This is a genomic window from Pseudomonas sp. S8 (genome assembly GCF_050473925.1).
Classification (GTDB): domain Bacteria; phylum Pseudomonadota; class Gammaproteobacteria; order Pseudomonadales; family Pseudomonadaceae; genus Aquipseudomonas; species Aquipseudomonas parakoreensis.
In genome coordinates this window covers 3,498,797-3,522,828 of record NZ_JBFDVZ010000016.1, presented here as the reverse complement: position 1 = coordinate 3,522,828, position 24,032 = coordinate 3,498,797, and the positions used below count along the sequence as shown (strand labels likewise).

At 61.8% G+C, this 24,032-nt stretch carries 20 protein-coding genes; 16 read left to right on the top strand and 4 right to left on the bottom strand.

The features are described from left to right. The first annotated feature begins 99 nt into the window (after positions 1 to 99). Together AB1J88_RS17105 and mmsB are read left to right on the top strand one after the other, a co-directional pair. Positions 100 to 1,626, top strand: coding sequence for a CoA-acylating methylmalonate-semialdehyde dehydrogenase (locus AB1J88_RS17105; protein ID WP_430291542.1), 1,527 nt, complete (start codon positions 100 to 102; stop codon positions 1,624 to 1,626). A gap of 9 nt (positions 1,627 to 1,635) precedes the next feature. Then, positions 1,636 to 2,523: a 3-hydroxyisobutyrate dehydrogenase gene (mmsB, locus tag AB1J88_RS17100; RefSeq protein WP_430291541.1), complete on the top strand. Its 888-nt coding sequence runs from the start codon at positions 1,636 to 1,638 to the stop codon at positions 2,521 to 2,523. A gap of 249 nt (positions 2,524 to 2,772) precedes the next feature. On the opposite strand, the gene AB1J88_RS17095 is transcribed toward mmsB, so the two are convergent. Next, complete coding sequence (locus AB1J88_RS17095; RefSeq protein WP_003221437.1) at positions 2,773 to 3,123, bottom strand: cupin domain-containing protein; 351 nt, start codon at positions 3,121 to 3,123, stop codon at positions 2,773 to 2,775. Positions 3,124 to 3,157: 34 nt separating this feature from the next. After that, the gene (locus AB1J88_RS17090) at positions 3,158 to 4,096 is read right to left on the bottom strand and encodes a LysR substrate-binding domain-containing protein (RefSeq protein WP_430291540.1); all 939 of its coding nucleotides are present in this window, start codon (positions 4,094 to 4,096) and stop codon (positions 3,158 to 3,160) included. 233 nt (positions 4,097 to 4,329) lie between these two features. Between AB1J88_RS17090 and AB1J88_RS17085 the strand changes: the two genes are divergently transcribed. Continuing rightward, positions 4,330 to 5,094, top strand: coding sequence for a sulfite exporter TauE/SafE family protein (locus tag AB1J88_RS17085; RefSeq protein ID WP_430291539.1), 765 nt, complete (start codon positions 4,330 to 4,332; stop codon positions 5,092 to 5,094). Here AB1J88_RS17085 and AB1J88_RS17080 read toward each other — a convergent pair. Then, positions 5,084 to 5,398, bottom strand: coding sequence for a putative quinol monooxygenase (locus tag AB1J88_RS17080; RefSeq protein WP_047291115.1), 315 nt, complete (start codon positions 5,396 to 5,398; stop codon positions 5,084 to 5,086). The two genes, AB1J88_RS17085 and AB1J88_RS17080, sit on opposite strands and share 11 nt — an antisense overlap. 182 nt (positions 5,399 to 5,580) lie before the next feature. On the opposite strand from AB1J88_RS17080, the gene AB1J88_RS17075 reads away from it, so the two are divergent. From AB1J88_RS17075 to AB1J88_RS17045, 7 genes are all read left to right on the top strand, one after another. Continuing rightward, positions 5,581 to 6,171 carry an NAD(P)H-dependent oxidoreductase gene (locus AB1J88_RS17075; RefSeq protein WP_166496110.1) on the top strand — a complete coding sequence of 197 codons (591 nt, stop codon included), beginning with the start codon at positions 5,581 to 5,583 and terminating at the stop codon, positions 6,169 to 6,171. A 127-nt stretch (positions 6,172 to 6,298) separates the two neighbouring features. Then, a complete protein-coding gene (locus tag AB1J88_RS17070) occupies positions 6,299 to 7,210 on the top strand; it encodes a LysR substrate-binding domain-containing protein (protein ID WP_430291538.1) in 912 nt (303 codons plus the stop codon). A gap of 103 nt (positions 7,211 to 7,313) precedes the next feature. Next, complete coding sequence (locus AB1J88_RS17065) at positions 7,314 to 8,207, top strand: NAD-dependent epimerase/dehydratase family protein (protein ID WP_041066665.1); 894 nt, start codon at positions 7,314 to 7,316, stop codon at positions 8,205 to 8,207. 314 nt (positions 8,208 to 8,521) lie between these two features. Beyond that, positions 8,522 to 9,871 carry a GntP family permease gene (locus AB1J88_RS17060; RefSeq protein WP_430291537.1) on the top strand — a complete coding sequence of 450 codons (1,350 nt, stop codon included), beginning with the start codon at positions 8,522 to 8,524 and terminating at the stop codon, positions 9,869 to 9,871. A gap of 15 nt (positions 9,872 to 9,886) precedes the next feature. Continuing rightward, a complete protein-coding gene (locus tag AB1J88_RS17055) occupies positions 9,887 to 10,747 on the top strand; it encodes a MurR/RpiR family transcriptional regulator (RefSeq protein WP_430291535.1) in 861 nt (286 codons plus the stop codon). A gap of 1 nt (position 10,748) precedes the next feature. Further along, positions 10,749 to 12,206 (top strand): N-acyl-D-amino-acid deacylase family protein, encoded by a 1,458-nt coding sequence (locus AB1J88_RS17050; protein ID WP_430291534.1) that lies wholly within the window; start codon positions 10,749 to 10,751, stop codon positions 12,204 to 12,206. A 151-nt stretch (positions 12,207 to 12,357) separates the two neighbouring features. Continuing rightward, complete coding sequence (locus AB1J88_RS17045) at positions 12,358 to 12,726, top strand: glyoxalase superfamily protein (protein WP_430291533.1); 369 nt, start codon at positions 12,358 to 12,360, stop codon at positions 12,724 to 12,726. Positions 12,727 to 12,882: 156 nt separating this feature from the next. On the opposite strand, the gene AB1J88_RS17040 is transcribed toward AB1J88_RS17045, so the two are convergent. Then, positions 12,883 to 13,899 carry an AraC family transcriptional regulator gene (locus tag AB1J88_RS17040; protein WP_285373952.1) on the bottom strand — a complete coding sequence of 339 codons (1,017 nt, stop codon included), beginning with the start codon at positions 13,897 to 13,899 and terminating at the stop codon, positions 12,883 to 12,885. A gap of 211 nt (positions 13,900 to 14,110) precedes the next feature. Between AB1J88_RS17040 and AB1J88_RS17035 the strand changes: the two genes are divergently transcribed. From AB1J88_RS17035 to AB1J88_RS17010, 6 genes are all read left to right on the top strand, one after another. Next, on the top strand, positions 14,111 to 15,706 hold the full coding sequence (locus tag AB1J88_RS17035; RefSeq protein WP_336837844.1) for an FAD-binding oxidoreductase: 1,596 nt from the start codon (positions 14,111 to 14,113) through the stop codon (positions 15,704 to 15,706). A 5-nt stretch (positions 15,707 to 15,711) separates the two neighbouring features. Continuing rightward, positions 15,712 to 17,307 carry a glycerol-3-phosphate dehydrogenase/oxidase gene (locus tag AB1J88_RS17030; protein WP_430291532.1) on the top strand — a complete coding sequence of 532 codons (1,596 nt, stop codon included), beginning with the start codon at positions 15,712 to 15,714 and terminating at the stop codon, positions 17,305 to 17,307. 20 nt (positions 17,308 to 17,327) lie between these two features. After that, a complete protein-coding gene (locus AB1J88_RS17025; protein ID WP_430291531.1) occupies positions 17,328 to 18,896 on the top strand; it encodes an FGGY-family carbohydrate kinase in 1,569 nt (522 codons plus the stop codon). Between the two features lie 230 nt (positions 18,897 to 19,126). Next, positions 19,127 to 20,416, top strand: a complete 1,290-nt coding sequence (locus tag AB1J88_RS17020; RefSeq protein WP_430291530.1) for a phospholipase — start codon at positions 19,127 to 19,129, stop codon at positions 20,414 to 20,416. A 43-nt stretch (positions 20,417 to 20,459) separates the two neighbouring features. After that, positions 20,460 to 22,418, top strand: coding sequence for a DUF1302 domain-containing protein (locus AB1J88_RS17015; RefSeq protein ID WP_430291529.1), 1,959 nt, complete (start codon positions 20,460 to 20,462; stop codon positions 22,416 to 22,418). Positions 22,419 to 22,566: 148 nt separating this feature from the next. Beyond that, positions 22,567 to 23,940: a DUF1329 domain-containing protein gene (locus AB1J88_RS17010; RefSeq protein WP_430291528.1), complete on the top strand. Its 1,374-nt coding sequence runs from the start codon at positions 22,567 to 22,569 to the stop codon at positions 23,938 to 23,940. Positions 23,941 to 24,032 lie beyond the last annotated feature (92 nt).

Genomic DNA, 24,032 nt, shown 5'->3' with positions numbered 1-24,032 from the left:
CCAAAAACAGTCCGACAACCAATTCGTGACACACGCCTCATCTCAAGGCGAACCCTTTCGCCTTGGCTCCTACGATAAAAACAAGTTTCGGAGACCAGCATGAACGCATCGCTTACGCCCAACGAAACCACGGTCCAGAAGGTCAAGCTGTTGATCGACGGCGAGTGGGTTGAATCGCAGACCACTGAGTGGCACGACATTGTCAACCCGGCGACCCAGCAAGTGCTGGCCAAAGTACCGTTCGCCACCGCTGCTGAAGTCGATGCCGCCATCCGTGCCGCACACCGCGCCTTCCAGACCTGGAAACTGACCCCGATCGGCGCGCGCATGCGCATCATGCTCAAGCTGCAGGCACTGATCCGCGAGCACTCCAAACGCATCGCCGTAGTGCTGAGCGCCGAGCAGGGCAAGACCATTGCCGACGCCGAGGGCGATATTTTCCGTGGCCTGGAAGTGGTCGAACACGCCTGTTCCATCGGCACCCTGCAAATGGGCGAGTTCGCCGAAAACGTGGCCGGCGGCGTCGATACCTACACCCTGCGCCAGCCAATCGGCGTGTGCGCCGGCATCACCCCGTTCAACTTCCCGGCGATGATTCCGCTGTGGATGTTCCCGATGGCCATTGCCTGCGGCAACACCTTTGTGCTCAAGCCTTCGGAACAGGATCCGCTGTCGACCATGCTGCTGGTGGAGCTGGCGATCGAGGCGGGCGTTCCGGCAGGCGTGCTCAACGTCGTGCACGGTGGCAAGGACGTCGTCGATGGTCTGTGCACCCACAAGGACATCAAAGCCGTATCGTTCGTTGGTTCGACGGCGGTCGGTACTCACGTTTACGACCTGGCCGGCAAGCACGGCAAACGCGTGCAATCGATGATGGGCGCGAAGAACCACGCCGTGGTGCTGCCGGACGCCAATCGCGAGCAAGCGCTGAATGCGCTGGTCGGCGCCGGTTTCGGTGCCGCCGGGCAGCGTTGCATGGCTACCTCGGTGGTGGTGCTGGTCGGTGCCGCGAAACAATGGCTGCCGGACCTGAAAGCACTGGCGCTGAAACTCAAGGTCAACGCCGGCAGCGAGCCGGGCACCGATGTCGGCCCGGTGATCTCGAAGAAAGCCAAGGCGCGGATTCTCGAGCTGATCGAGAGCGGCATCAAGGAAGGCGCCAAGCTTGAACTCGATGGTCGCGACATCAAGGTGCCGGGCTACGAGCAAGGCAACTTCGTCGGCCCGACCCTGTTCTCGGGCGTGACCACCGACATGCAGATCTATACCCAGGAAATCTTCGGCCCGGTGCTGGTGGTGCTGGAAGTCGACACCCTCGATCAGGCCATCGCACTGGTCAACGCCAACCCGTTCGGCAACGGCACGGGCCTGTTCACCCAGAGCGGTGCGGCGGCGCGCAAATTCCAGACGGAAATCGACGTCGGCCAGGTCGGCATCAACATCCCGATTCCAGTGCCGGTGCCGTTCTTCAGCTTCACCGGTTCCCGTGGCTCGAAACTCGGCGACCTAGGCCCGTACGGCAAGCAAGTGGTGCAGTTCTACACCCAGACCAAAACGGTCACGGCGCGCTGGTTCGATGACGACAGCGTCAACGACGGCGTGAACACCACCATCAACCTGCGCTGAGGACTGGTCATGAAAATCGCATTTATCGGTCTGGGCAACATGGGCGCGCCGATGGCGCGCAACCTGATCAAGGCCGGCCATTCGCTGAACCTGGTGGACATGAACAAAACCGTGCTGGCGGAACTGGAGCAACTGGGCGGCACCATCCGCGCCTCGGCCCGTGAAGCGGCGCAAGACGCCGAGCTGGTGATCACCATGCTCCCGGCGGCGGTGCATGTGCGTAGCGTCTGGCTCGGTGAGGACGGCGTGCTGGCCGGTATCGGCAAAGGGGTGCCGGCGGTGGATTGCAGCACCATCGATCCGCAGACCGCCCGCGATGTGGCCGCCGCTGCCGCCAAACAAGGCGTGGCGATGGCCGATGCACCGGTCTCCGGCGGTACTGGCGGCGCGACCGCCGGCACGCTGACTTTCATGGTCGGCGCCACCCCGGAACTGTTCGCCACCCTGCAACCGGTGCTGGCGCAGATGGGCCGCAACATCGTGCATTGCGGCGAAGTCGGCACCGGGCAAATCGCCAAGATCTGCAACAACCTGCTGCTGGCGATCTCGATGGTTGGCGTCAGTGAAGCCATGGCGCTGGGCGATGCACTGGGGATCGACACCTCGGTGCTGGCCGGGATCATCAACAGCTCCACCGGGCGTTGCTGGAGTTCGGAAATGTACAACCCGTGGCCGGGCATCGTCGAAACGGCGCCGGCCTCGCGCGGTTACACCGGTGGTTTCGGTGCCGAGCTGATGCTCAAGGATCTGGGGCTGGCCACCGAGGCGGCGCGTCAGGCGCATCAACCGGTGGTGCTCGGCGCGGTGGCGCAGCAGTTGTATCAGGCGATGAGCCAGCGCGGGGAGGGCGGCAAGGACTTCTCGGCGATTATCAACAGCTATCGCAAGCCGCAGTAACTTGGACATCAATACTTTTTGTGGCAACGGAGTCTTTGTGGTGAGGGGATTTATCCCCGATCGACTGTGTAGCAGTCGCAACCACTGAGCCGGCGTTTCAACTGACACAATGCGGGGGGGGGCGCTTTGCGCCCATCGGGGATAAATCCCCTCGCCACAAATCTCACAGGCGCCACAACCATGGCGTCAGCCAGAATGCAGTAGGTGTTGCCGGGAAATCACGTCGGGTGGTTTCCCGGCTTTTTTGCATCAGGCGAAAACGAAATATTTGCGTACGGTCTCGACCACTTCCCAGGTGCCTTTCATCCCCGGCTCAACCACGAAGATGTCGCCGGCACGCAGGTGAATCGGCGCCATGCCGTCCGGGGTGATGATGCAATAGCCTTCCTGGAAGTGGCAGTACTCCCACTTCACGTAGTCGACCCGCCACTTGCCCGGGGTGCAGATCCAGGTGCCCATGATCTTGCTGCCGTCTTCGCTGGTGTAGGCGTTGAGGTTGACGGTGTGCGGGTCACCTTCGAGTTTTTCCCATTTGCAGGCATCGAGTACCGGCAGCGGGTGGGTGTCGCGCAGAACGGTGATGGGGGCGGTCGCGGTCATGGGAACTCCGGGCAGAGGGATTTGAAGTCGAACCCTATAGCGCCTGCTCGCCGTTCAGTTGTCTGTGCTCGACATCGAACTGCTCAGAAACGCGCGGATCAGTGAGCGCGTGTAACAACGCGCGGGCGTAATTCGGCAGCGCGGTAAAGTCTCTGGCGCACAACATGAGCGTGCGGCGTGCCCACGTTTCATTGAGCGCAACCCATTTGAATGACCGCAACGCGGTTCGCTCGACAGCGGCCAGCGGCACAACTGCCAGCCCGGCACCTCGGGCGACCATGCGTAGCACCCCGTCGAATCCGTCGGCGCGGATGCGGATCTGCATCCGCGAGCCGCTGTGCAGCGCTTGTTCTTCCAGATACACCGCCAGCGCGCTGTCAGCGCGCAGTCCGACAAAGTCATGCTGCAGGGCGTCGCTGAAACGGACTGGCGCAGCGTCAGACAATGGGTGGTCGAGGGGGAGGATCAGCACCAGTGGATCGGCACGAAATGGCAGGGTCTGCAGGTCGGTGGTATCGACGGCGTCGGACACAATCCCGAGGTCCGCCGCGCCTTGGCGCAAGGCATGAGTGATGCGCGCGCTGGGCAATTCCTGCAGATCGATATCGAGGTTGGGATGCTCGCACAAAAAGTCCGCCAGCACTTCCGGCAGGTATTCAGTGATCGCGGTGGTGTTGCACAGCAGCCGTACCTGGCCTTTGACGCCTTGGGCGTAATCGGCCAGATCCTGCTGCATGCGTTCAGACTGTTGCAGGAGGACACGCGCATGTTGCGCCAGCGCCTTGCCGGCCGGTGTCGGGCTCACGCCACGGCGCCCGCGCTGCAGGAACTCGGTGCCGAGCGAAGCCTCCATGGCCCGGATACGCGCACTGGCGGCGGCCAGCGACAGATGACTGCGGGTGGCGCCGGCGGTGATGTTGCCGCTGTCGAGGATGTGCAGGTAGAGGCGCAGGTCGGTGAGGTCGAAGTGCATGGGGGCAGCCTCTGTTCTTCGTGGTTTCTGGGCGGACCCTATCGCTGGCAAGCCAGCTCCCACAGGATTTTGTGTTTTGCACAAATCCTGTGATCCCACTGAAACCTGTGGGAGCTGGCTTGCCAGCGATGAGGCCAGAAATATCAATCAAGTCTTCAGCCTCTTGTATCGAAAGAGGCAGCCTCAGTATATGGCAGATTTTCAGTGCCCCCGCCAAAGCGCACAGTAGCGCCATGAACGCACTCGCAGACTTCTATCAAAACCTCGGCCTTGGCCTATCGCTGCTGGTCATCGCCACCTTTATCATGGCCGGTCTGGTCAAAGGGGTAATCGGTCTCGGCTTGCCCACTGTCGCAATGGGGCTGCTGGGTCTGGCTATGGCCCCAGCACAGGCAGCCGCGTTGCTGATCATTCCGGCGACGCTGACCAACGTTTGGCAACTGGCCTTTGGCGGGCATCTGAAAGGACTGATCAAACGCCTGTGGCCGCTGCTGCTGATGATCTTCCTCGGGACCGCCGTCGGCACGTTGTCGATCGGCATGGCGGGCGGGCATTGGGTGGTGCGCGGCTTGGGCGCGGCGTTGCTGCTGTATGCGTTGAGCGGGTTGCTGCTGCCGACCCTGCAGGTCAATCCCCGGCATGAGCCGTGGCTCGGCCCGCTGTGCGGGCTGATCACCGGAGTCATCACTTCGGCAACCGGCGTGTTCGTGATACCGGCGGTGCCGTACCTGCAGGCGCTGGGTTTGCAGCGTGATGAACTGGTGCAGGCGCTGGGCCTGTCGTTCACCGTTTCGACCCTGGCGCTGGCCGGCGGCCTGTTCTGGCGCGGCGCACTGGGCAGTGGCGAATTGAGTGCGTCGCTGCTGGTGCTGATCCCGGCGATGCTGGGCATGGGGTTCGGCCAATGGCTGCGGCAGCGCATCAGCGCCGTGCTGTTCAGGCGCGTGTTCTTTATCGGACTGGGCGCACTCGGCGCCCATTTGCTGATCAGCGGCTAGCCGACGAGGCGCTCAGCATGTCGATCCGCCGGATATCGAAATCACGCTCCAGGTACGTCATGCGGTTGTCGAAAAACTCGCGCATGTGCGGCAGGTTCGAGTGCACGTCCAGGTGCGCCTGGCTTTCCCAGATCTCGTAGAAGATGAACAGCGTCGGGTCTTCCTGGTCGCGCAGCATGTGGTACTCAATGCAGCCCGGTTCGGCGCGGCTCGGTTCGACATAGGCGCGAAACAGCGCTTCGAAGGCCTCGGCTTTCTCCGGGCGGGTCTTGGCGTGCAGGATGAAACCGTGGCGTTCACTCATCAGATCAACTCCTCAAATGCAGATGGCTGCCAATGCTATTGCAACAATCTGCGTTCCATTCGTGCATTTTGGTCAAATGTATTTTGCGCCGACGCGGCTTATTCCGCGCGAGATGGATGGTTAACCTGCCGCCATTCGTTTTCCCATCTTTCCCCAGCCCAATGGCTGCGCGAGGCGTTCTGATGAAAAAAGTGTTGTTGCTCAATGGCGGCAAGAAATTCGCCCATTCCGACGGTCGTTACAACGCGACCCTGCACGAAACTGCACTGAGCGTGCTGGATCGTGGTGGCCTGGATGTCAAAACTACGTTCATCGATGAGGGTTACGACGTCGCTGAAGAAGTGGCCAAATTCCTCTGGGCCGATGTGATCATTTATCAGATGCCGGGCTGGTGGATGGGCGCGCCGTGGACCGTGAAAAAGTACATCGACGAAGTCTTCACCGAAGGCCACGGCAGCCTCTATGCCAGCGATGGTCGGACCCGTTCCGATGCGTCGCAGAAGTACGGCAGCGGCGGCCTGATTCAAGGCAAGCAATACATGCTGTCGCTGACCTGGAATGCACCGCAGCAAGCTTTCGACGACCCGAGCGATTTCTTCGAAGCCAAAGGTGTCGACGCGGTGTATTTCCCGTTCCACAAGGCCAACGAGTTTTTGGGCATGACCGGATTGCCGACGTTCCTCTGTGTCGATGTGATGAAGCGGCCGAACATCGAGAATGATGTGGCGCGGTATGAGCAGCATCTGAAACAGGTGTTTGGTCTCAAGGCTTGAATGGTTTCGGGCTACTATCGGCGGTAAGAGCAAAAGATCGCAGCCTGCGGCAGCTCCTACAGGGGAATGCAGTTCACTGTAGGAGCTGCCGAAGGCTGCGATCTTGGCGATTTCAAAGAGGACACCCGTGAAAGCCAGATCCGATGAGTTGCAGATTTTCGTCTGCGTGATCGAGTGCGGTTCGATTTCCGCCGCCGCCGAACAGGTCGGGCAGACGCCGTCGGCGGTCAGCCGCACACTGTCGCGGCTGGAAGCCAAGCTCGACACCACGCTGATCAACCGCACCACGCGGCGTATGGACCTGACCGAGGAGGGCAAGTATTTCTTCGAACAGGCCAAGCTGATTCTCGATCAGATGGATGCGCTCGAAGAGCGTCTGTCTTCACGCCAGCAAACCCCGTCCGGGCGTCTGCGGATCAACGCTGCGTCGCCGTTCATGCTGCACGCCATCGTGCCGTACATCGACGAATTCCGTGGCCTGTACCCGGACATTCAGCTCGAACTCAACAGCAATGACCTGATCATTGACCTGCTGGAACAAAGCACCGACGTCGCGATCCGCATCGGCACCCTTGCCGACTCGACGTTGCATGCGCGTTCGCTGGGTTGCAGCCCGCTGCTGATCGTCGCCAGTCCGGCGTATCTGGAGCAGCACGGCGCGCCGCAGCAGGTCGCCGACTTGAGTGACCACGCCCTGCTCGGTTTCACCCACAACGAAGGCCTCAATCAGTGGCCGCTGCGTTACGTGCACGGTGACCGTTGGCCGATCACTCCGGCCATCAGCGCCTCCAGCGGTGAGACCGTGCGCCATCTCGCGCTGGAGGGGCAGGGCATAGCCTGCCTGTCGCACTTCATGACCGTCGACGACATTCGCGCCGGACGCCTCAAGGTGTTGCTGGCGGAGTTCAACAGCGGTTATCGCCAGCCGATCAACGCGGTGTATTACCGGAACTCGCAACTGGCGCTGCGCATCCAGTGCTTCCTCGATTTCATCCAGAGCAAACTCGCGGCGTACGCCAGTGCTGATTTCAAGGGCTGATTCGTGACCCCTGCGCAACAGTGATTTGGGTGATCGCGGGTGTTTCCACTGGGACTGGCGGTCGATACTCGTTGCATCACTTATTCACGCAGGGAGTTTCTCCATGAACGTATTCATCACCGGTGCCGCCGGTTTTATCGGCGGCTCCATCGCCACCGGTCTGGTCCAGGCCGGGCACTCTGTCACCGGCCTGGTGCGCAGCGCCGAGCAGGCCGATGAGCTGAAAGCTTTGGGCATCACCCCGGTGATCGGCACCCTCGAAGACAGTACATTGCTGGCCGATCAGGCCCGCGCCGCCGATGCGGTGATCAATGCCGCCAGCAGTGACCATCGCGGCGCGGTCGAAGCCTTGCTCGATGCCCTGCGCGGTTCGCACAAAGTGTTCCTGCACACCAGTGGTTCGAGCATCGTCGGCGATGCCTCGGGCGGCAAATCCAGCGACGTCATCTACTACGAAGACAACCTGCCGGAGCCCACCGTCGACAAGGCGGCGCGCGTGGCGATCGACAACCTGATCCTCGCCGCCGCACAGGACGGCGTGAACTCGGCAGTGATCTGCAACACCCTGATCTACGGCCACAGCCTGGGCGTCAATCGCGACAGCGTGCAGTTGCCGCGTCTGCTCAAACAAGCACGTAAAAGTGGCGTGGTGCGGCATGTCGGCACTGGCCAGAACATCTGGTCCAACGTACACATCGAAGACGTCGTCGCCCTGTACCGGCTGGCGCTGACCCGGAATGTGCCCGGCACCTTCTACTTCGTCGAAAGCGGTGAAGCCTCGTTCATCGACATGACCACTGCCATGGCGCAGGCGTTGAATCTGGGCCAGCCACAAGACTGGCCACTGCAAGACGCCGAAGCCGAATGGGGCTACGAAATGGCCAACTACGGGCTCGGCTCCAACAGCCGCGTACGCGGCAAACACGCTCGTGAACGGCTGGGCTGGGCGCCAAAGCGTACGTCGGTGGTGGAGTGGATTCGTAACGAGATGGTGTGAATCGTACTCCAGCCATCCAGACACCACCGAACCTGTGGGAGCTGGCTTGCCAGCGATAGCGGTTCACCCGTCAGCAAATATGTTGAATGTGCAGCCGCCATCGCTGGCAAGCCAGCTCCCACAAGTTTTTGTGTTTGCCTGGGAACCATGTAAATCCCGCCCCGCGATTTTCATTAATCGCGACAAGACATATCCAAAAGCGACACGCCTTACCTCTCCACGAAAATTACTTTCATGGTGTTTGAAAACTCGATCTCGAAATGATTTATGAGTTTCACAACCCATTCGAACGTGACCCTTTCGAGGAGTACCGCATGACGCCTTCCTTCGGCTATTGGCTACTGATTTATGCCGCCGTAGCCATCATTGCCTTGATCGTGCTGATCGCCCGTTACCGGCTCAATCCGTTCATTGTCATCACGCTGATTTCCATCGGTCTGGCGCTCGTAGCGGGAATGCCGCCGTCGGGCGTGGTGGGGGCGTATGAGGCCGGGGTGGGCAAGACGCTGGGGCATATTGCGCTGGTGGTGGCGCTGGGGACGATGCTCGGCAAGATGATGGCCGAGTCCGGCGGTGCGGAGCAGATGGCCCGCACCCTGATTGAGAAGTTCGGCGAGAAGAACGCGCACTGGGCGATGGTTTGCATCGCGTTTCTGGTGGGGCTGCCGCTGTTCTTCGAAGTCGGTTTTGTGTTGCTGGTACCCATCGCCTTCACTGTGGCGCGGCGGGTGGGCGTGTCGATTCTGATGGTCGGCTTGCCGATGGTTGCCGGTCTGTCGGTGGTGCATGCGCTGGTGCCGCCGCACCCGGCGGCGATGCTCGCGGTGCAGGCTTATCAGGCCTCGGTCGGGCAGACCTTGCTGTATGCGATTGCCATCGGTATTCCCACCGCAATCATCGCTGGGCCGCTGTACGCCAAATTCATCGTGCCGCGCATTCAACTGCCGGCGGATAACCCGCTGGAAAAACAATTTCTCGACCGCGAGCCGCGCGACAGGCTGCCGGGTTTCGGCATCACCATGGCGACCATTCTGTTGCCGGTGGTGCTGATGCTGATCGGTGGCTGGGCCAACCTGATCTCCACGCCGGGCAGCGGTTTCAACCAGTTCCTGTTGTTCATCGGCAACTCAGTGATCGCACTGTTGCTGGCGACCTTGCTGAGTTTCTGGACGTTGGGCATCGCTCAGGGTTTCAACCGTGAATCGATCCTCAAATTCACCAACGAGTGCCTGGCACCGACCGCCAGTATCACCTTGCTGGTCGGCGCCGGCGGTGGTCTGAACCGGATTCTGGTGGACGCTGGGGTCACCGATCAGATTGTCGGGCTGGCCCACGAATTTCACCTGTCGCCGCTGATCATGGGCTGGCTGTTCGCCGCGTTGATGCGGGTGGCCACCGGTTCGGCGACCGTGGCGATGACCACCGCATCCGGCGTGGTTGCGCCGGTCGCCATCGGTCTGGGTTATCCACACCCGGAATTGCTGGTGCTGGCGACCGGCGCCGGCTCGGTGATCTTTTCCCACGTCAACGACGGCGGCTTCTGGTTGATCAAGGAATACTTCAACATGACGGTCGCGCAGACGTTCAAGACCTGGACCGTGCTTGAGACCCTGATCTCGCTGGTCGCTTTCGCTTTGACCGTCGGCCTTTCTTACCTGCTGTAACCGGAGCCCGCCGCCATGGACATCCTTTATCAGATCCGCGCTCGTCAGGACTCCTTCAGCGCCGGCGAAGGCCGCATCGCCCGGCTGATGCTGGACGACGTCGGTTTTGCCGCGAGCGCCAGCCTCGAAGACCTCGCGCAACGGGCCGAAGTCAGCACCGCCACGCTGTCGCGTTTTGCCCGTACGGTGGGCTGCCGCGACCTGCGTGATCTGCGCCTGCAACTGGCTCAGGCCAGCGGCGTTGGCAGCCGTTTTCTCGACCCGGCGGGTACCCCTGAACAGTCGGCGTTCTACGGGCAGATTGTCGGCGATATCGAAACCACGCTGCGCCAGCATCTGGCTGGATTCGACGAATCACGCTTCGCCGACGCGGTGAAAATGCTCGGCCAGGCGCAGATGATTCATGCGTTCGGCATGGGCGGTTGCTCGACCCTGTGCAGCGATGAATTGCAGGTACGCCTGGTGCGCCTCGGCTACCCGATTGCGGTGTGCCACGACGCGGTGATGATGCGCGTCACCGCCGCCAGCCTCAATGCCGAGCACGTGCTGATCGTCTGCTCGCTGACCGGCATCACCCCGGAGCTTTTGGAAACTGTCGAGCTGGCGCGCAACTATGGCGCACGCATTCTGGCCATCACCCGCGCCGACTCGCCGCTGGCCGAACTGGCCGACATCGTTCTGCCGCTGCAAGGCGCGGAAACTTCGTTCATCTACAAACCGACGGCGGCGCGCTACGGCATGTTGCTCGCCATCGATGTGCTTGCGACCGAGCTGGCGCTGGCCAATCCTGAAGACAATCAAGAGCGTCTGCGGCGGATCAAACTCGCCCTCGACGAATACCGTGGCGGCGACGATCACCTGCCGCTGGGAGACTGACATGCAGTACGACACGCTGATCCGCAACGCCACCGTCATCGATGGCAGCAACACGCCCGGCTACCGCGCCGATGTGGCGATTCTCAACGGCCGTATCGAACGCATCGGCGACTTGCACGATGCCCGCGCCACAGAAGAAATCGACGCCGCCGGCCGCGTGCTCGCCCCGGGTTTTATCGACGTGCACACCCACGACGACACCGTGGTCATCCGCCAGCCGCAGATGCTGCCCAAACTCAGCCAGGGCGTGACCACGGTGATCGTCGGCAACTGCGGGATCAGCGCCTCGCCGGTCAGTCTCAAAGGCAATCCGCCGGACCCGATGAACCTCCTCGGCACAGCCGCCGCATTCGTCTATCCACGTTTCAGCGATTACCGCGCCGCCGTCGAAGCAGCGAACACCACGCTGAACGTCGCCGCGCTGGTCGGTCACACCGCGCTGCGCAGCAATCACCTCGACGACCTGTTGCGCACCGCCACGCCTGACGAAATCGCCGCGATGCGCGAGCAATTGCGTGAAAGCCTTGAGTCTGGCGCGCTCGGTTTATCCACAGGCCTAGCCTACGCCAGCGCCTTCAACGCTTCCACCGATGAAGTGAAGCAACTGACCGAAGAACTGACCGCGTTCGGCGCGGTGTACACCACCCATCTGCGCAGTGAATTCGAGCCGGTGCTGGAGGCGATGGACGAAGCGTTCAGCATCGGCCGTCACTCGCGATCCCCGGTGATCATTTCCCACCTCAAATGCGCCGGTGTCGGTAATTGGGGGCGCAGTCCGCAGTTGCTCGCGGCGCTGGAGGCCGCGGCGAAAACCCAGCATGTGGGCTGCGATTGCTATCCCTACGCGGCGAGCTCTTCGACGCTGGATCTGAAGCAGGTCACCGATGCTCACCGCATCACCATCACCTGGTCGACGCCGCATCCTGAAGTCAGCGGCCGCGACCTGATCGACATCGCTGCCGAATGGAACGTGCCACTGTTCGAAGCCGCCAAACGCCTGCAACCGGCGGGCGCGGTGTACTACGGCATGGACGAGGCGGATGTACGAAAAATCCTCGCGCATCCACTGTCGATGGTCGGCTCTGACGGCCTGCCGGAAGACCCGTTCCCGCACCCACGCTTGTGGGGCGCTTTCCCACGAGTGCTCGGCCATTTCAGTCGCGATCTCGGGTTGTTTCCGCTGCACACCGCCGTGCACAAGATGACCGGTCTGTCGGCGGCGCGGTTTGGCTTGAAAGGGCGCGGCGAGATTCGCGAGGGCTATTGGGCGGATCTGGTCTTGTTCGATCCTGAGACGGTGCGCGATGTGGCGGATTTCACTGATCCGCAACGGGCGGCGCAGGGGATTGAGGGGGTGTGGGTCAATGGCGCGTTGAGCTATCGCGACGGGCAGGCGAATGGTCGCCGGGAAGGGCGGTTTCTGGCGCGGCAGGGGGATTTGCGCGAAGGGTTTCATTGATTGCCAAGCCCCGGTAGGCGCTGCCGAAGGCTGCGATCTTTTGATCTGCGTCTCATAGTGGCACTCTGAGATTAAAGAATGTCGAAACCAAGCCGAATTGCTGACATCCAGCCCAGCTAAACTCTTGGGCCAACCAGTCAGGGAGCACCCCATGAGCTTCGGCAAAACCACCCCGATCCTGCGGATCTTCGATGAAGCCAAGGCGTTGGAGTTCTACGTCGACTTCCTCGGCTTCAAGATCGACTGGCAGCACCGTTTCGAAGCGAATTTCCCGCTGTATCTGCAGGTGTCCCGTGGCGAATGCGTGCTGCACCTGTCCGAGCATCACGGCGACGCGACGCCGGGCTCGGCGTTGCGCATCGAGACCGACGAGCTGGAGGCGTTTCAGCAGCAGTTGCAGGCCAAGGATTACAAGTTCTCGCACCTACAGATTCAGGCGATGCCGTGGGGCAGTCAGGACATGACCATTGCTGATCCGTTTGGTAATCGGTTGGTGTTCACCAACGCGATCAGTGTCTGAGTCGAGCCATACAAAAAAAGCGCTGCCAAACCATTAAGGTGGCCACTGACGCCATCGCTGGCAAGCCAGCTCCCACATTGATCGCGTCGTACACAAAATTTGTGCTTCACCAAGAAACCTGTGGGAGCTGGCTTGCCAGCGATGAGGCCAGAACAATTACCCCCGATGCATCTGCCGAAACTCCCCCGGAGGCATCCCGCGCCGGCTCTTGAACGTACGATGAAACGACCGCGGCTCGGTAAACCCCAGATACTGCGCAATGTCCTGAATCGGCAACGTACTGTTGAGCAAATAATGCTCCGCCAGCTCTTGGCGCAAATCGTCGAGAATCTGCTGATACGACGTCCCCGCCTGATGCAACTGGCGCTGCAACGTGCGCACCGACACCGCGAGCTGCTCGGCCACCTGTTCCTTGCGCGGCAAACCTTCCTTGAGCAACTGGCGCAGGATGCTTTTGACCCGTTGTTCCAGCGACGCATCCTCCAGCGTCGCCATCAAGCCCATCGCGTGTTCTTCCAGGGTGCGCAGCAACTGCGCATCGGCCTGGCGCAGCGGTAATTGCAGATACGCCAGCGGCACGATCAGCGCCGAATACGCCTGCTCGAACAGCACCGGGCAATCGAAAAACGCTTCGTATTGCGCCTGACTGGCGTCTGGTGGGCGCGGATGTTCCAGCCACACGGCGGCGGGCGACATCTGTGTGTCGGCAATCCAGCGGGCATATTGCAGCCAAGAGCCAAGAACGTTTTCCACCAGATGCCGGCGAATCCGCGGACGCTCGTAGCGGCAAGTCCAGATCAGGTGTACGTGGCCGTCCTGCACTTCGGCACGGCTGACGCCCATGTCGCCCACCAGTTTTTCGAACGGCATGATCCGGCTCATGGCATCGCCCAGGGTCGCACAGTTCATGGTGATGTAACCGAGCACGCTCCAGGAGTTGGGCAGGACGAAATTGGCCGCGTTGAGACCAAACAGCGGATCGCCCGAGTGCTCGCAGAAATAATCGAGCAGGCGCTCATGGGTTTCGCCCGGCAGGCGCAGGCTGTTGTCGCTCAGTTGCTGCGCCTGCAATCCGGCTGCCGCCAGCGCCGGCTCGATGGCCATGCCCAGCTGCTCGGCATGGCGCACGTATTTGAGCAGCGGCGGAACCGAGGTGAAGCCGAGCGATTGCATGATCCGAATCCCTTGATCAAGGCCTGCGTGAGCGAATGAATGCCTGAAAGGTAATTTGAAACCCCGACTAAAGTAAATGGCTGGCACTTGCGCGACGTTTGACTCAATTGGCTACTCGAACTGGCCGGATGCGACCGTGACACTTTGCGGCCGCTGACTAGTATGGAGGCCTGCCATATCACTGATCAGACTGCATAAGAAGGACACACGCATGCGACGCTGGAACGGCTGGGGAGAGGCAACAACGGTGGTCGAGCTGCCGGCTCAGGGCGTGAGTTTTCTCCATGAACGACTGGGGGCCGGGCACGTGTTGCCCGATGCCACGCTGGAGTCGGCATTGGCACGGGTGCCGCTTTCGCGGCTGGCGGCGCACGCCTTGTACAGCGTCGACCCCCACGACCGTCTGCTGCACGCCCGGGGCCAGAGCCTGCCGGACTGGCTGGCGTTGCGCGAAGGCGCGCTGGGCAACTATCCGGATGCGGTGGCGTTTCCCGAAACTGCGGAGCAGATCCGCCAATTGCTGGCGCTCGCCCATGAGCAGGACCTGTGCCTGATTCCTTATGGCGGTGGCACCTCGGTGGCGGGGCACATCAACCCGCCGGATTCGACGCGACCGGTGGTGACCGTGTCGCTGGCGCGGATGAATCGCCTGATCGACCTCGACGAGCAGAGCCAACTGGCGACGTTCGGCCCCGGTGCCAGTGGCCCGCAAGTGGAAAGTCAGCTGCGCGCTCGCGGCTACACGCTAGGGCATTTCCCGCAGTCGTGGGAGTTGTCGACGCTGGGCGGTTGGGTCGCCAGTCGCTCCAGTGGTCAGCAGTCGTTGCGCTACGGGCGCATCGAGCAATTGTTCGCCGGCGGCACCCTGGAAACCTTTGCCGGGCCGTTGGAAATTCCGACCTTCCCAGCCTCGGCGGCGGGGCCTGATCTGCGCGAAGTGGTGCTCGGATGCGAAGGCCGTTTCGGGATCATTTCCGAAGTCAAAGTGCGGGTCAGTCCGCTGCCCGCCGATGAGCGTTTTTACGGGGTGTTTTTGCCCAGTTGGAGCAAAGCGCTGCAAGCGATCCGCCAATTGGCGCAGGCGCGAGTGCCGTTGTCGATGCTGCGCCTGTCGAACGCGGTGGAGACCGAAACCCAACTGGCGCTGGCCGGGCATCCGCAGCAAATCGCCTGGCTGGAAAAGTACCTGAGCCTGCGCGGTGCCAGTGAAGGCAAGTGCCTGCTGACCTTCGGCGTGACTGGCAATCGTCGGCAAAACGCGCTGTCGCTGAGCCAGGCGCGGCAGCATCTGAAAGCCTTCGGCGGTGTGTTCACCGGTACGTTGCTTGGCAAGAAGTGGGCGCAGAATCGCTTTCGTTTTCCCTACCTGCGCGAGAACCTGTGGAACGCCGGTTACGTGGTCGACACTCTGGAAACCGCCACCGACTGGAGCAACGTCGACCACCTGCTCAACCTGATCGAAAACAGCTTGCGTGATGCCTTGGCAGCGCAGGGCGAGCGGGTGCACGTGTTCACCCATCTGTCCCACGTCTACGGCGAAGGTTCGAGCATCTACACCACCTACGTGTTTCGCCCGGCGGCGGATTATGCGGCGACGCTGGCGCGCTGGCAGGCGCTCAAGCACGCGGCCAGCCAGACCATCGTCGACAACCACGGCACCATCAGCCACCAGCACGGGGTCGGCAAGGATCACGCGCCGTACCTGCCGCGCGAAAAAGGCGCGCTGGCGATGGATACCTTGCAGGCGCTGAGCAGGCACTTCGATCCGGCCGGGCGCCTCAACCCCGGCACGCTGATGCAGGAGTGACGATCATGCACCCGGACTGGAACGCTGCGTGGCGCCAGCAAATTTTGCCGACATTGGCCGACGAAACCTGGGATCTGATCGTCATCGGCGGCGGCATCAGCGGTGCCGGAATTCTGCGCGAAGCGGCACGGCGTGGCTGGCGTTGCCTGCTGCTGGAGCAACGGGATTTCGCCTGGGGCACCTCCAGCCGATCGTCAAAAATGATCCACGGCGGTTTGCGTTACATCGCCAAGGGCCAGTGGCGCCTGACCCGCGATTCGGTGCGCGAGCGTCAGCGCCTGCTCGACGAAGCGCCGGGGCTGGTGGAACCGATGAGTTTCATGATGCCGCACTATCGCGGCGGCTTTCCCGGGCCGCGTGTGCTCGGTGGCTTGTTGTCGGTTTACGACGCCTTGGCCGGACGCCGCAGCCATCGTTTTCATGACGCGCAACAACTGCGTTTTCTCGCGCCGGGGGTGAAGGAAAATCACCTGCTCGGCGGCACCTGTTTTGTCGATGCGCTGACCGATGACGCACGGCTGGTGATGCGCGTGTTAAGCGAAGCGCGAGCCGATGGCGCGGTAGTGCTCAACGGGGTGCGCGTCGAACATTTGCTGCGCGAAAACGGTCGGGTGTGTGGGGTGCAGATCGAGGACTGCGAAGCGGGTGGATCGCTGCAATTGCGTTGCGGCGTGTTGGCGGTGGCGACCGGAGCGTGGGCTGAGCGCCTGCGTTTGCCCGAGGCACCACGACAGTTGCGGCCATTGCGCGGCAGCCATCTGCTGTTGCCGGGCTGGCGTTTGCCGGTGGCGCAGGCCTTCACTTTTCTGCATGCGCGCGACCGTCGGCCAGTGTTCGTTTTTCCGTGGGAAGGGGCGACGGTGGTTGGCACTACGGATCTCGATCATCGTGAGGATCTGGATCAAAGCGCGAGCATCAGCACCGAAGAACTCGACTATCTGCTGGCGGCCTGCACGCAACAATTTCCGGGGGCCGAAGTGACGGCGAGCGATGTGCTGTCGACCTGGTCCGGCGTACGTCCGGTGGTGGGCAGCGCGGCGGGTGCACAGCAAGGCAAACCGTCGAATGAAACCCGTGAACATGTGCTGTGGCAGGAGCCGGGTTGCGTCACGTTAGCTGGCGGCAAACTGACAACGTTTCGCCCGCAAGCCATCGAAGTGCTCAAGGCTTGTGCCGATATGCTCGGTCGCTCTTTCGAAGATGATGCCGCGCCAGTGTTCGCACCGGTGCCGCCGCTGACGATTCCCGGACTCAGCCCGCAACAGTGGCGACGGCTGGCCGGACGCCACGGTCGCGACCTGCCGCGACTGGCGCAGCTGATCGCCGAGTTGGGCCGCGAAACGGTCGGCAACACCGACACCTTGTGGGCAGAACTGGCCTTCGCCTGTGAGGCGGAAATGGTTCTGCACCTCGATGATCTGTTGCTGCGCCGCACCCGACTGGGCCTGTTGCTGGTGCGCGGTGGCGAAGCGCATTTCGCCGCCATCCGCCAACTCTGCCAGCCACGCCTGGGCTGGGACGATGCACACTGGCAACAAGAGCTGCAGCGTTACCGGGCGTTGTGGCAACGTCACCACGGCCTGCCGGATGCCACGCCTTGAGGCCCCTTGAAGAGAGCGCCATGGATAACCACTCGAACAAGCGCTACCTGCTGGCGATCGACAACGGCACCCAGAGCGTGCGCGCATTGCTCTTCGATTTGCAGGGCAATCTGCTCGGTAAAGGCAAGGTCGAGTTGCAGGCGTACTACTCGACGCAACCGGGCTGGGCCGAACAGGACCCGGAATATTATTGGGCAAAACTCGGCGAAGCCTGTCAGCAGGTGTGGGCGCAAACCGGGATTGATCGCTCGCAGATTGCCGGGGTGTCGCTGACCACTCAGCGCGGCACGGTGATCAACGTCGATGCTCAGGGCAAGCCGCTGCGCCCGGCCATTCTGTGGCTCGATCAGCGCCAGAGCGAAGTCGAGGGCGGGATCAAGGGGCCATGGGGCTGGCTATTCAAACTGGTCGGCGCGCAGGCCACCGTGGATTATTTTCGCGCTCAGGCCGAGGCCAACTGGATCGCCAGACACCAGCCTGAAGTCTGGGCGGCGACGGACAAGTTTTTGCTGCTCTCTGGGTTTCTCACTCATCGTCTGTGCGGGCGCTTTGTCGACTCGGTGGGTTGCTGCGTCGGCTACCTGCCGTTCGACTTCAAACGCCTGAAATGGGCCGCGCCCAGCGACTGGAAATGGCAGGCGCTGGCGGTGCGTCCGGAGCAATTGCCGACCTTGCATAAACCCGGTGAAACCCTTGGCTACATCAGCGCCGAAGCCAGCCGTCACACCGGGATCCCCGAGGGCTTGCCGCTGATTGCGGCGGGTGCTGACAAGGCCTGCGAAGTGCTCGGTTCTGGCGTGGTCGATGCGAGCACGGTGTGCCTTTCTTACGGCACCACCGCGACGATCACCAGCACCCGTTCGCGCTATCTGGAAATCGTCCCGTTGATCCCGCCATACCCCTCGGCGGTGCCCGACCAGTACAACTGCGAGGTGATGATTTATCGCGGATACTGGATGGTCAGCTGGTTCAAGAACGAGTTCGGCCTGCGCGAGATGCAGCAGGCCAAAGAGCAGGGCATCGAGCCCGAACAACTATTCGATGCGCTGGTGAACGCGGTGCCGCCGGGATCAATGGGGCTGATGCTGCAACCGTACTGGTCGCCGGGGATTCGTGAGCCGGGTGTGGAAGCCAAAGGCGCGATGATCGGCTTCGGCGACGTGCACACCCGCGCGCACATTTACCGGGCGATTCTGGAAGGGCTGGCGTATGCGCTGCGCCAGGGGCTGGAGAACATCGAGAGGCGTTCGAAGGTGTCGGTCAAGCGTCTGCGGGTGGCCGGTGGCGGTTCGCAGAGTGATGCGGCGATGCAGCTGACGGCGAATATTTTTGGTCTGCCGGCGGAGCGCCCGCATGTGTATGAAGCGTCGGGGCTGGGCGCGGCGATCTGTTGTGCAGTGGGGTTGGGATTGTATGCGGATTACCCGGCAGCGATAGCGGCAATGACCCGCGTCGGGACGGTATTCACCCCGCAACCCGAGGCGCAGCAGGTTTACGAACGGTTATACAAAGAGGTGTACCTGCGCATGTATCGCCAGCTCAAGCCGCTGTACCAGAGCATCCGCAAAATCACCGGTTACCCCGCCTGAAGCAACACCACCAATCCCCGTGTAGGAGCTGCCGAAGGCTGCGATCTTTTGATCTTGTTTTTACAAAATCAAAGTCAAAAGATCGCAGCCTTCGGCAGCTCCTACAGGGGCGCGTGGTGATTCGCATGTGGCGCTATCGGAGACTTTTTCTGGTGAGATCGGACAGTGTCAGCGCCCGGGGCGGTTGTTAGGCTCAACCCCCACAGCACCTCCAATAAGAATTAAAAGCAATGAAGCTGACATTTCTCCTGTTGCTGCTTTGTGCAACGGCCCCGACAGCGTGGGGCTGGTCGAACCACACGGTGGGCAGTTATCTGGCGTTGCAGGAATTGCCGGCGCTGCGCGATACGCCGCCGGTCGAGGTCGAGCCGCTGGAGCGTTTTCTCGCCGAGCAATATCCGGCCGTGGTCGCATTGCTGGAGCAACAGGAAAGCTTCGCCCGTGAACACTTCACCCAGTACCCGCCGCGCCCCGACAATCTGAAGCTGCCCGCCTTACCGAGCGACAATCTGCGCCACGATTTTCTCACTGCGTTGCGGCTCAATCCGCGCATTCATCTGGCGATGGTCATTCAGCCGCTGCCGGGCCAAGACCTGCCCGAACGCGAACATCTCAGTTCCGATCAGGTGATGGTCGAGCAGACGCTTTCGCCATGGAATCGTCAGCGTTTCATTCGCGTGGCGGATGGCGAGAACGTCGCGCCGCTGGCCGTGCTGGCAAGCGCCGCCGACGAGCCGGATTACGGTCACGACATCAACCTGTTCAGCGACAACCCCGGCGAGGTCGGCGCGCGGTACGGCTTCGGCCCGCAGCCGTTTGGCGATGCGCGTTTTCAGTACAGCTCGCAGGCGCCGTTCCACATGGGCTTCTTCCATGAGAGTCCGGTGGTGTATGCCGCTGCCGGATTTCTCCAGCGCAGTTGGCCGGATTGGCGCGCCTATCAGTACCTGGGGCTTGCGCGTTTGGCATTTGCCTCTGGCCATCCCTACTGGGGCTATCGGTTCCTCGGTTGGGGCGTGCACCACGTGCAGGACCTGACTCAGCCGTATCACGCCAAGCCGCTGCCCGGGGTCGAACTGCCGAGTCTGTTGCTGCTGGAAGGCAAGGCGCTGGCCGGTTTTGCCGACGATAAAAAAGCCTCGATCGAACGGGTCGCCACCCGCCACATGGAAATCGAGAAGTATCAATCGACCTGGCTGCGTCGCGTGCTGCGCGCCGGTCAGGCGCATCCGATGCTCGCGGCCTACGCCGATGTCGCTCAAGACCAACACTATCCGCCGTACTCGGTGGACTACCTGCGCGACGTGGTCAGCGCCGAGTCGGTCGAGGACTCGGCGGCGTTCGATGAAGCCATCGGCCAGTGGCTGGAAACGGCCCCGGTGACCAGTGATTTCAGCAGCGGCAATCAGGTGCAGCGCGAGACGTTCGAGCATCCGGCACTCAATCAGCAGCTGTTCAAACTGCTCGGGCATTTCGGCGCGCACAGCCGGATTTATGTCCGCGCGGGGTTGGCACCGTAGCCGTCGCGGCCACGCAAAAAACAATAAGAACAAGGAGGAACCCATGATCAACACTCGATTGCGCCTCACCGGCGTGGCACTTCCCGGTGTCGGCCTGGCAGGGCTGCTGCAACTCTGCGCGGTGGATGCGCTGCAGGCTGCGGAGTTCAGCGTGCTGGACAATCAGGTCACCGGCTCGATCGACACGACCCTGTCCTATGGCCGTTTGTGGCGGGTGCAGGGCCGCGACAAGAACAACGACGACGTCAATACCAACGACGGCAATCGCAACTTCGACACCGGGCTGGTTTCCGAGGTGTACAAGATCACTTCCGAGCTGGAGGCCAACTACCAGAACTACGGGATGTTCCTGCGCGGCACCGCGTTCTACGACACGCAGTTGATGGACAAACGCAACGATTACTACCGCAACAACAACCCGTCGCAGCCGAGTCAGAGCTACCCGCAGGACGACCGATTCACCAGCCAGACCCGCGACATCGCCGGCAGCCGGATCGAGATGCTCGACGCCTATGTCTACGGCAACTGGGACGTGGCGCAGATGCCGGTCACCGCACGGGTCGGGCGTCAGGTATTCAACTGGGGCGAGGGGATTTTCTATCGCGGCGGGATCAACACCACCAACCCGGTGGACGCCGCCAAATACCGTTTGCCCGGCGCCGAGGTCAAGGAAGTGCTGATGCCGGTGGAGGCCGTGAGTTTCAACATCGGCCTCAGCGATTCGTTGACCCTGGAGAGCTTCTACCAGACCAACTGGAAGGAAACCCGCATCGACCCGGTCGGCACTTTCTACTCGCAGACCGACCTGTTCGCCGATGGCGGCAACACCGGTTACAACAACTTCAGCGGCACCGCGCTCGACACCCCTGTGCCGGGCTTCGGCAACGTTATCGGGCTGTACAGCGCACTGGGCAACAATCCGTTGCTCGGCCCGGCGCTGAAAAGCACCGGCCTGTACGCCAACGGTGTGACGCCGGCCTACGGCAATACGCTGAAAGTGGCGTCGATCGGCAAGGACTACAACGCGCGCAACGACGGCCAGTTCGGCTTCGCCTTCCGCTACATCGCCGAGGCGCTCAACAGCACCGAGTTCGGCCTGTACCTGGTCAACTACCACGCCAAGGAACCGACCATCGCCGCTGACCTCGGTGGCTACAAGGGCATCGACATGAATGCCCTGACCAACATGCTCTCCACCGTCGCCGGCAGTCAGGCCGGGGCGCTGGCCAACGGTCTGGCGACGGCCGATGTGATGGGCAACATTCAGGCGCATCGGCGCTATGCCGAAGACATCCGCATGTACGGTTTCAGCTTCAACACCACGTTGGGCCAGGCCTCGGTGTTCGGCGAGATTGCCTACCGGCCGAACCTGCCGATCGGCATCGCCGCGACTAACGACTTGATCGGCGATCTGGCCAACGGCGCCGCTGTGGCGGTGACCGGCAAACCCGTCAATGTCGGCGGGCAGATGGTCACCCTCGACAGCGAGATCAACAACGCCGAGCGCGTGGAAGCGTTCAACACCTCACTGGGCAGCATCTACAACTTCGGCCCGACGCTGTCGTTCGACTCGATGTTCGGCATCTTCGAACTGGCCTCCGAACACCTGCGCGGCAGCAGTCTGCAATACACCGCCTACGACGGCAGCACGCGCTATTACGCCGGTACCGGCAACACCTCTTATGTGTCCGGCGGTGATCGTGACGATCAGGTCAACCGCAACTCCTACAGCTACACGGTGATGTTCAACGGCACCTGGAACGACGTGTACGCCGGGGTCAACGTGTCGCCTTACGTCGTCTACAAGGACGACTTCAAGGGCAACAGCTATCAGGCCGGCAACACCATCGACGGGCGTAAGGCCTACACCCTGGGGATCAAGGCCAACTACCAGAACAAGCTCGAAGCCGAGGTGCAATACACCAACTTCTGGGGCGGCGGGCAGAACAACGGGATTCGCGACCGCGACAACGTCGGGTTCAACCTCAAGTATTTCTTGTGAGTTTCAGACGCAGATCCCGGGACAACTCATCCCCCTGTGGGAGCGGGCTTGCCCGCGATGACGGCAGCACATTCGACATCAATGGTGGCTGACCCACCGCTATCGCTGGCAAGCCAGCTCCCACAGGGTACGCATTCTGGAGAAGAACATGTTTCATATTTCAAGATTGACTAAGACAACGCTGGCGCTGGTTCTGGGCCTGAGCGTCGGCAGCACCTTCGCCGCCATCACCCCACAACAAGCCGAACAACTGAAAACCACCCTCACGCCCATGGGCGCCGAGCGTGCCGGCAACGCTGCCGGCACCATTCCAGCCTGGACCGGCGGCATCACCCAGGCGCCAGCCGGCTATAAACCGGGCCAACATCATCCGGATCCGTATGCGGCGGACAAGCCGCTGTTCACCATCACCAAGGCCAATCTGGAGCAGTACAAGGCCCACCTCAGCCCCGGTCAGATTGCGCTGTTCAACAGCTATCCGGACACGTTCCAGATGCCGGTCTACCCGTCGCGTCGCTCGGGTTCGGCGCCGCAATGGCTGTATGACAACACGTTGAAGAATGCGACCTCAGCCAAGCTGCTCGAGGGCGGCAGCGGATTCGCCGATGCCTACGGCGGCGTACCGTTCCCGGTGCCCAAAGACGGCATCGAAGTGCTGTGGAACCACATCACCCGTTATCGCGGGATCTACGTGGTGCGTCGTGCGTCCGAAGCCCCGGTGCAGCGCAACGGCAGCTTTGCCTTGGTCACCTCACAGCAAGAAGCGCTGTTCAATTTTTATCGTCCGGGCGGGCAGTACGCCGACCTGAAAAATATCCTGTTTTACTACCTCGCTTTTGTGAAAAGCCCGGCGCGGCTGGCCGGGGGCGCGGCGCTGGTGCACGAGATGCTCGATCAACTCAAGGACCCGCGTCAGGCCTGGGTCTACGATGCAGGCCAACGCCGTGTGCGCCGCGCGCCGAACCTGGCATATGACACGCCGATCGCCTCATCCGATGGCCTGCGTACGGCGGACGATACCGACCTGTTCAACGGCTCGCCGGACCGCTACGACTGGAAGCTCAAGGGCAAGCAGGAAATCTACATTCCCTACAACAACTACAAGGTCGGCAGCCCCGACGTGAAGTACGCCCAACTGCTGACCCCGGGCCACCTCAACCCGCAATTCACCCGCTACGAACTGCACCGAGTGTGGGTGGTTGAAGGCAACCTGAAACCGGGCGCGCGGCATGTCTATTCCAAGCGCGTGCTGTTCCTCGACGAGGACAGCTGGGGCGCGGCGCTGGTCGATCAATACGATGGGCGCGGGGAGTTGTGGCGGGTGTCGATGGCCTACCTGAAAAACTTCTACGACCTGCCAACCACCTGGAGCGCACTGGACGTGTTTCACGACCTGCAGGCCCGCCGTTACTACGTGCAGAACCTCGACAACGAAGAAGCCTCCACCGTCGACTTCTCGCAACCGGTGCCGGAAGACGCGTATTTCATGCCGTCTGCGTTGCGCCAACGCGGGACTCGCTAAGGGGCACCGGACTGCTGATCGAAGAGCTGCCGCAGGCTGCGATCTTTTGACTTTGATTTTAAAAACAAGATCAAAAGATCGCAGCCTGCGGC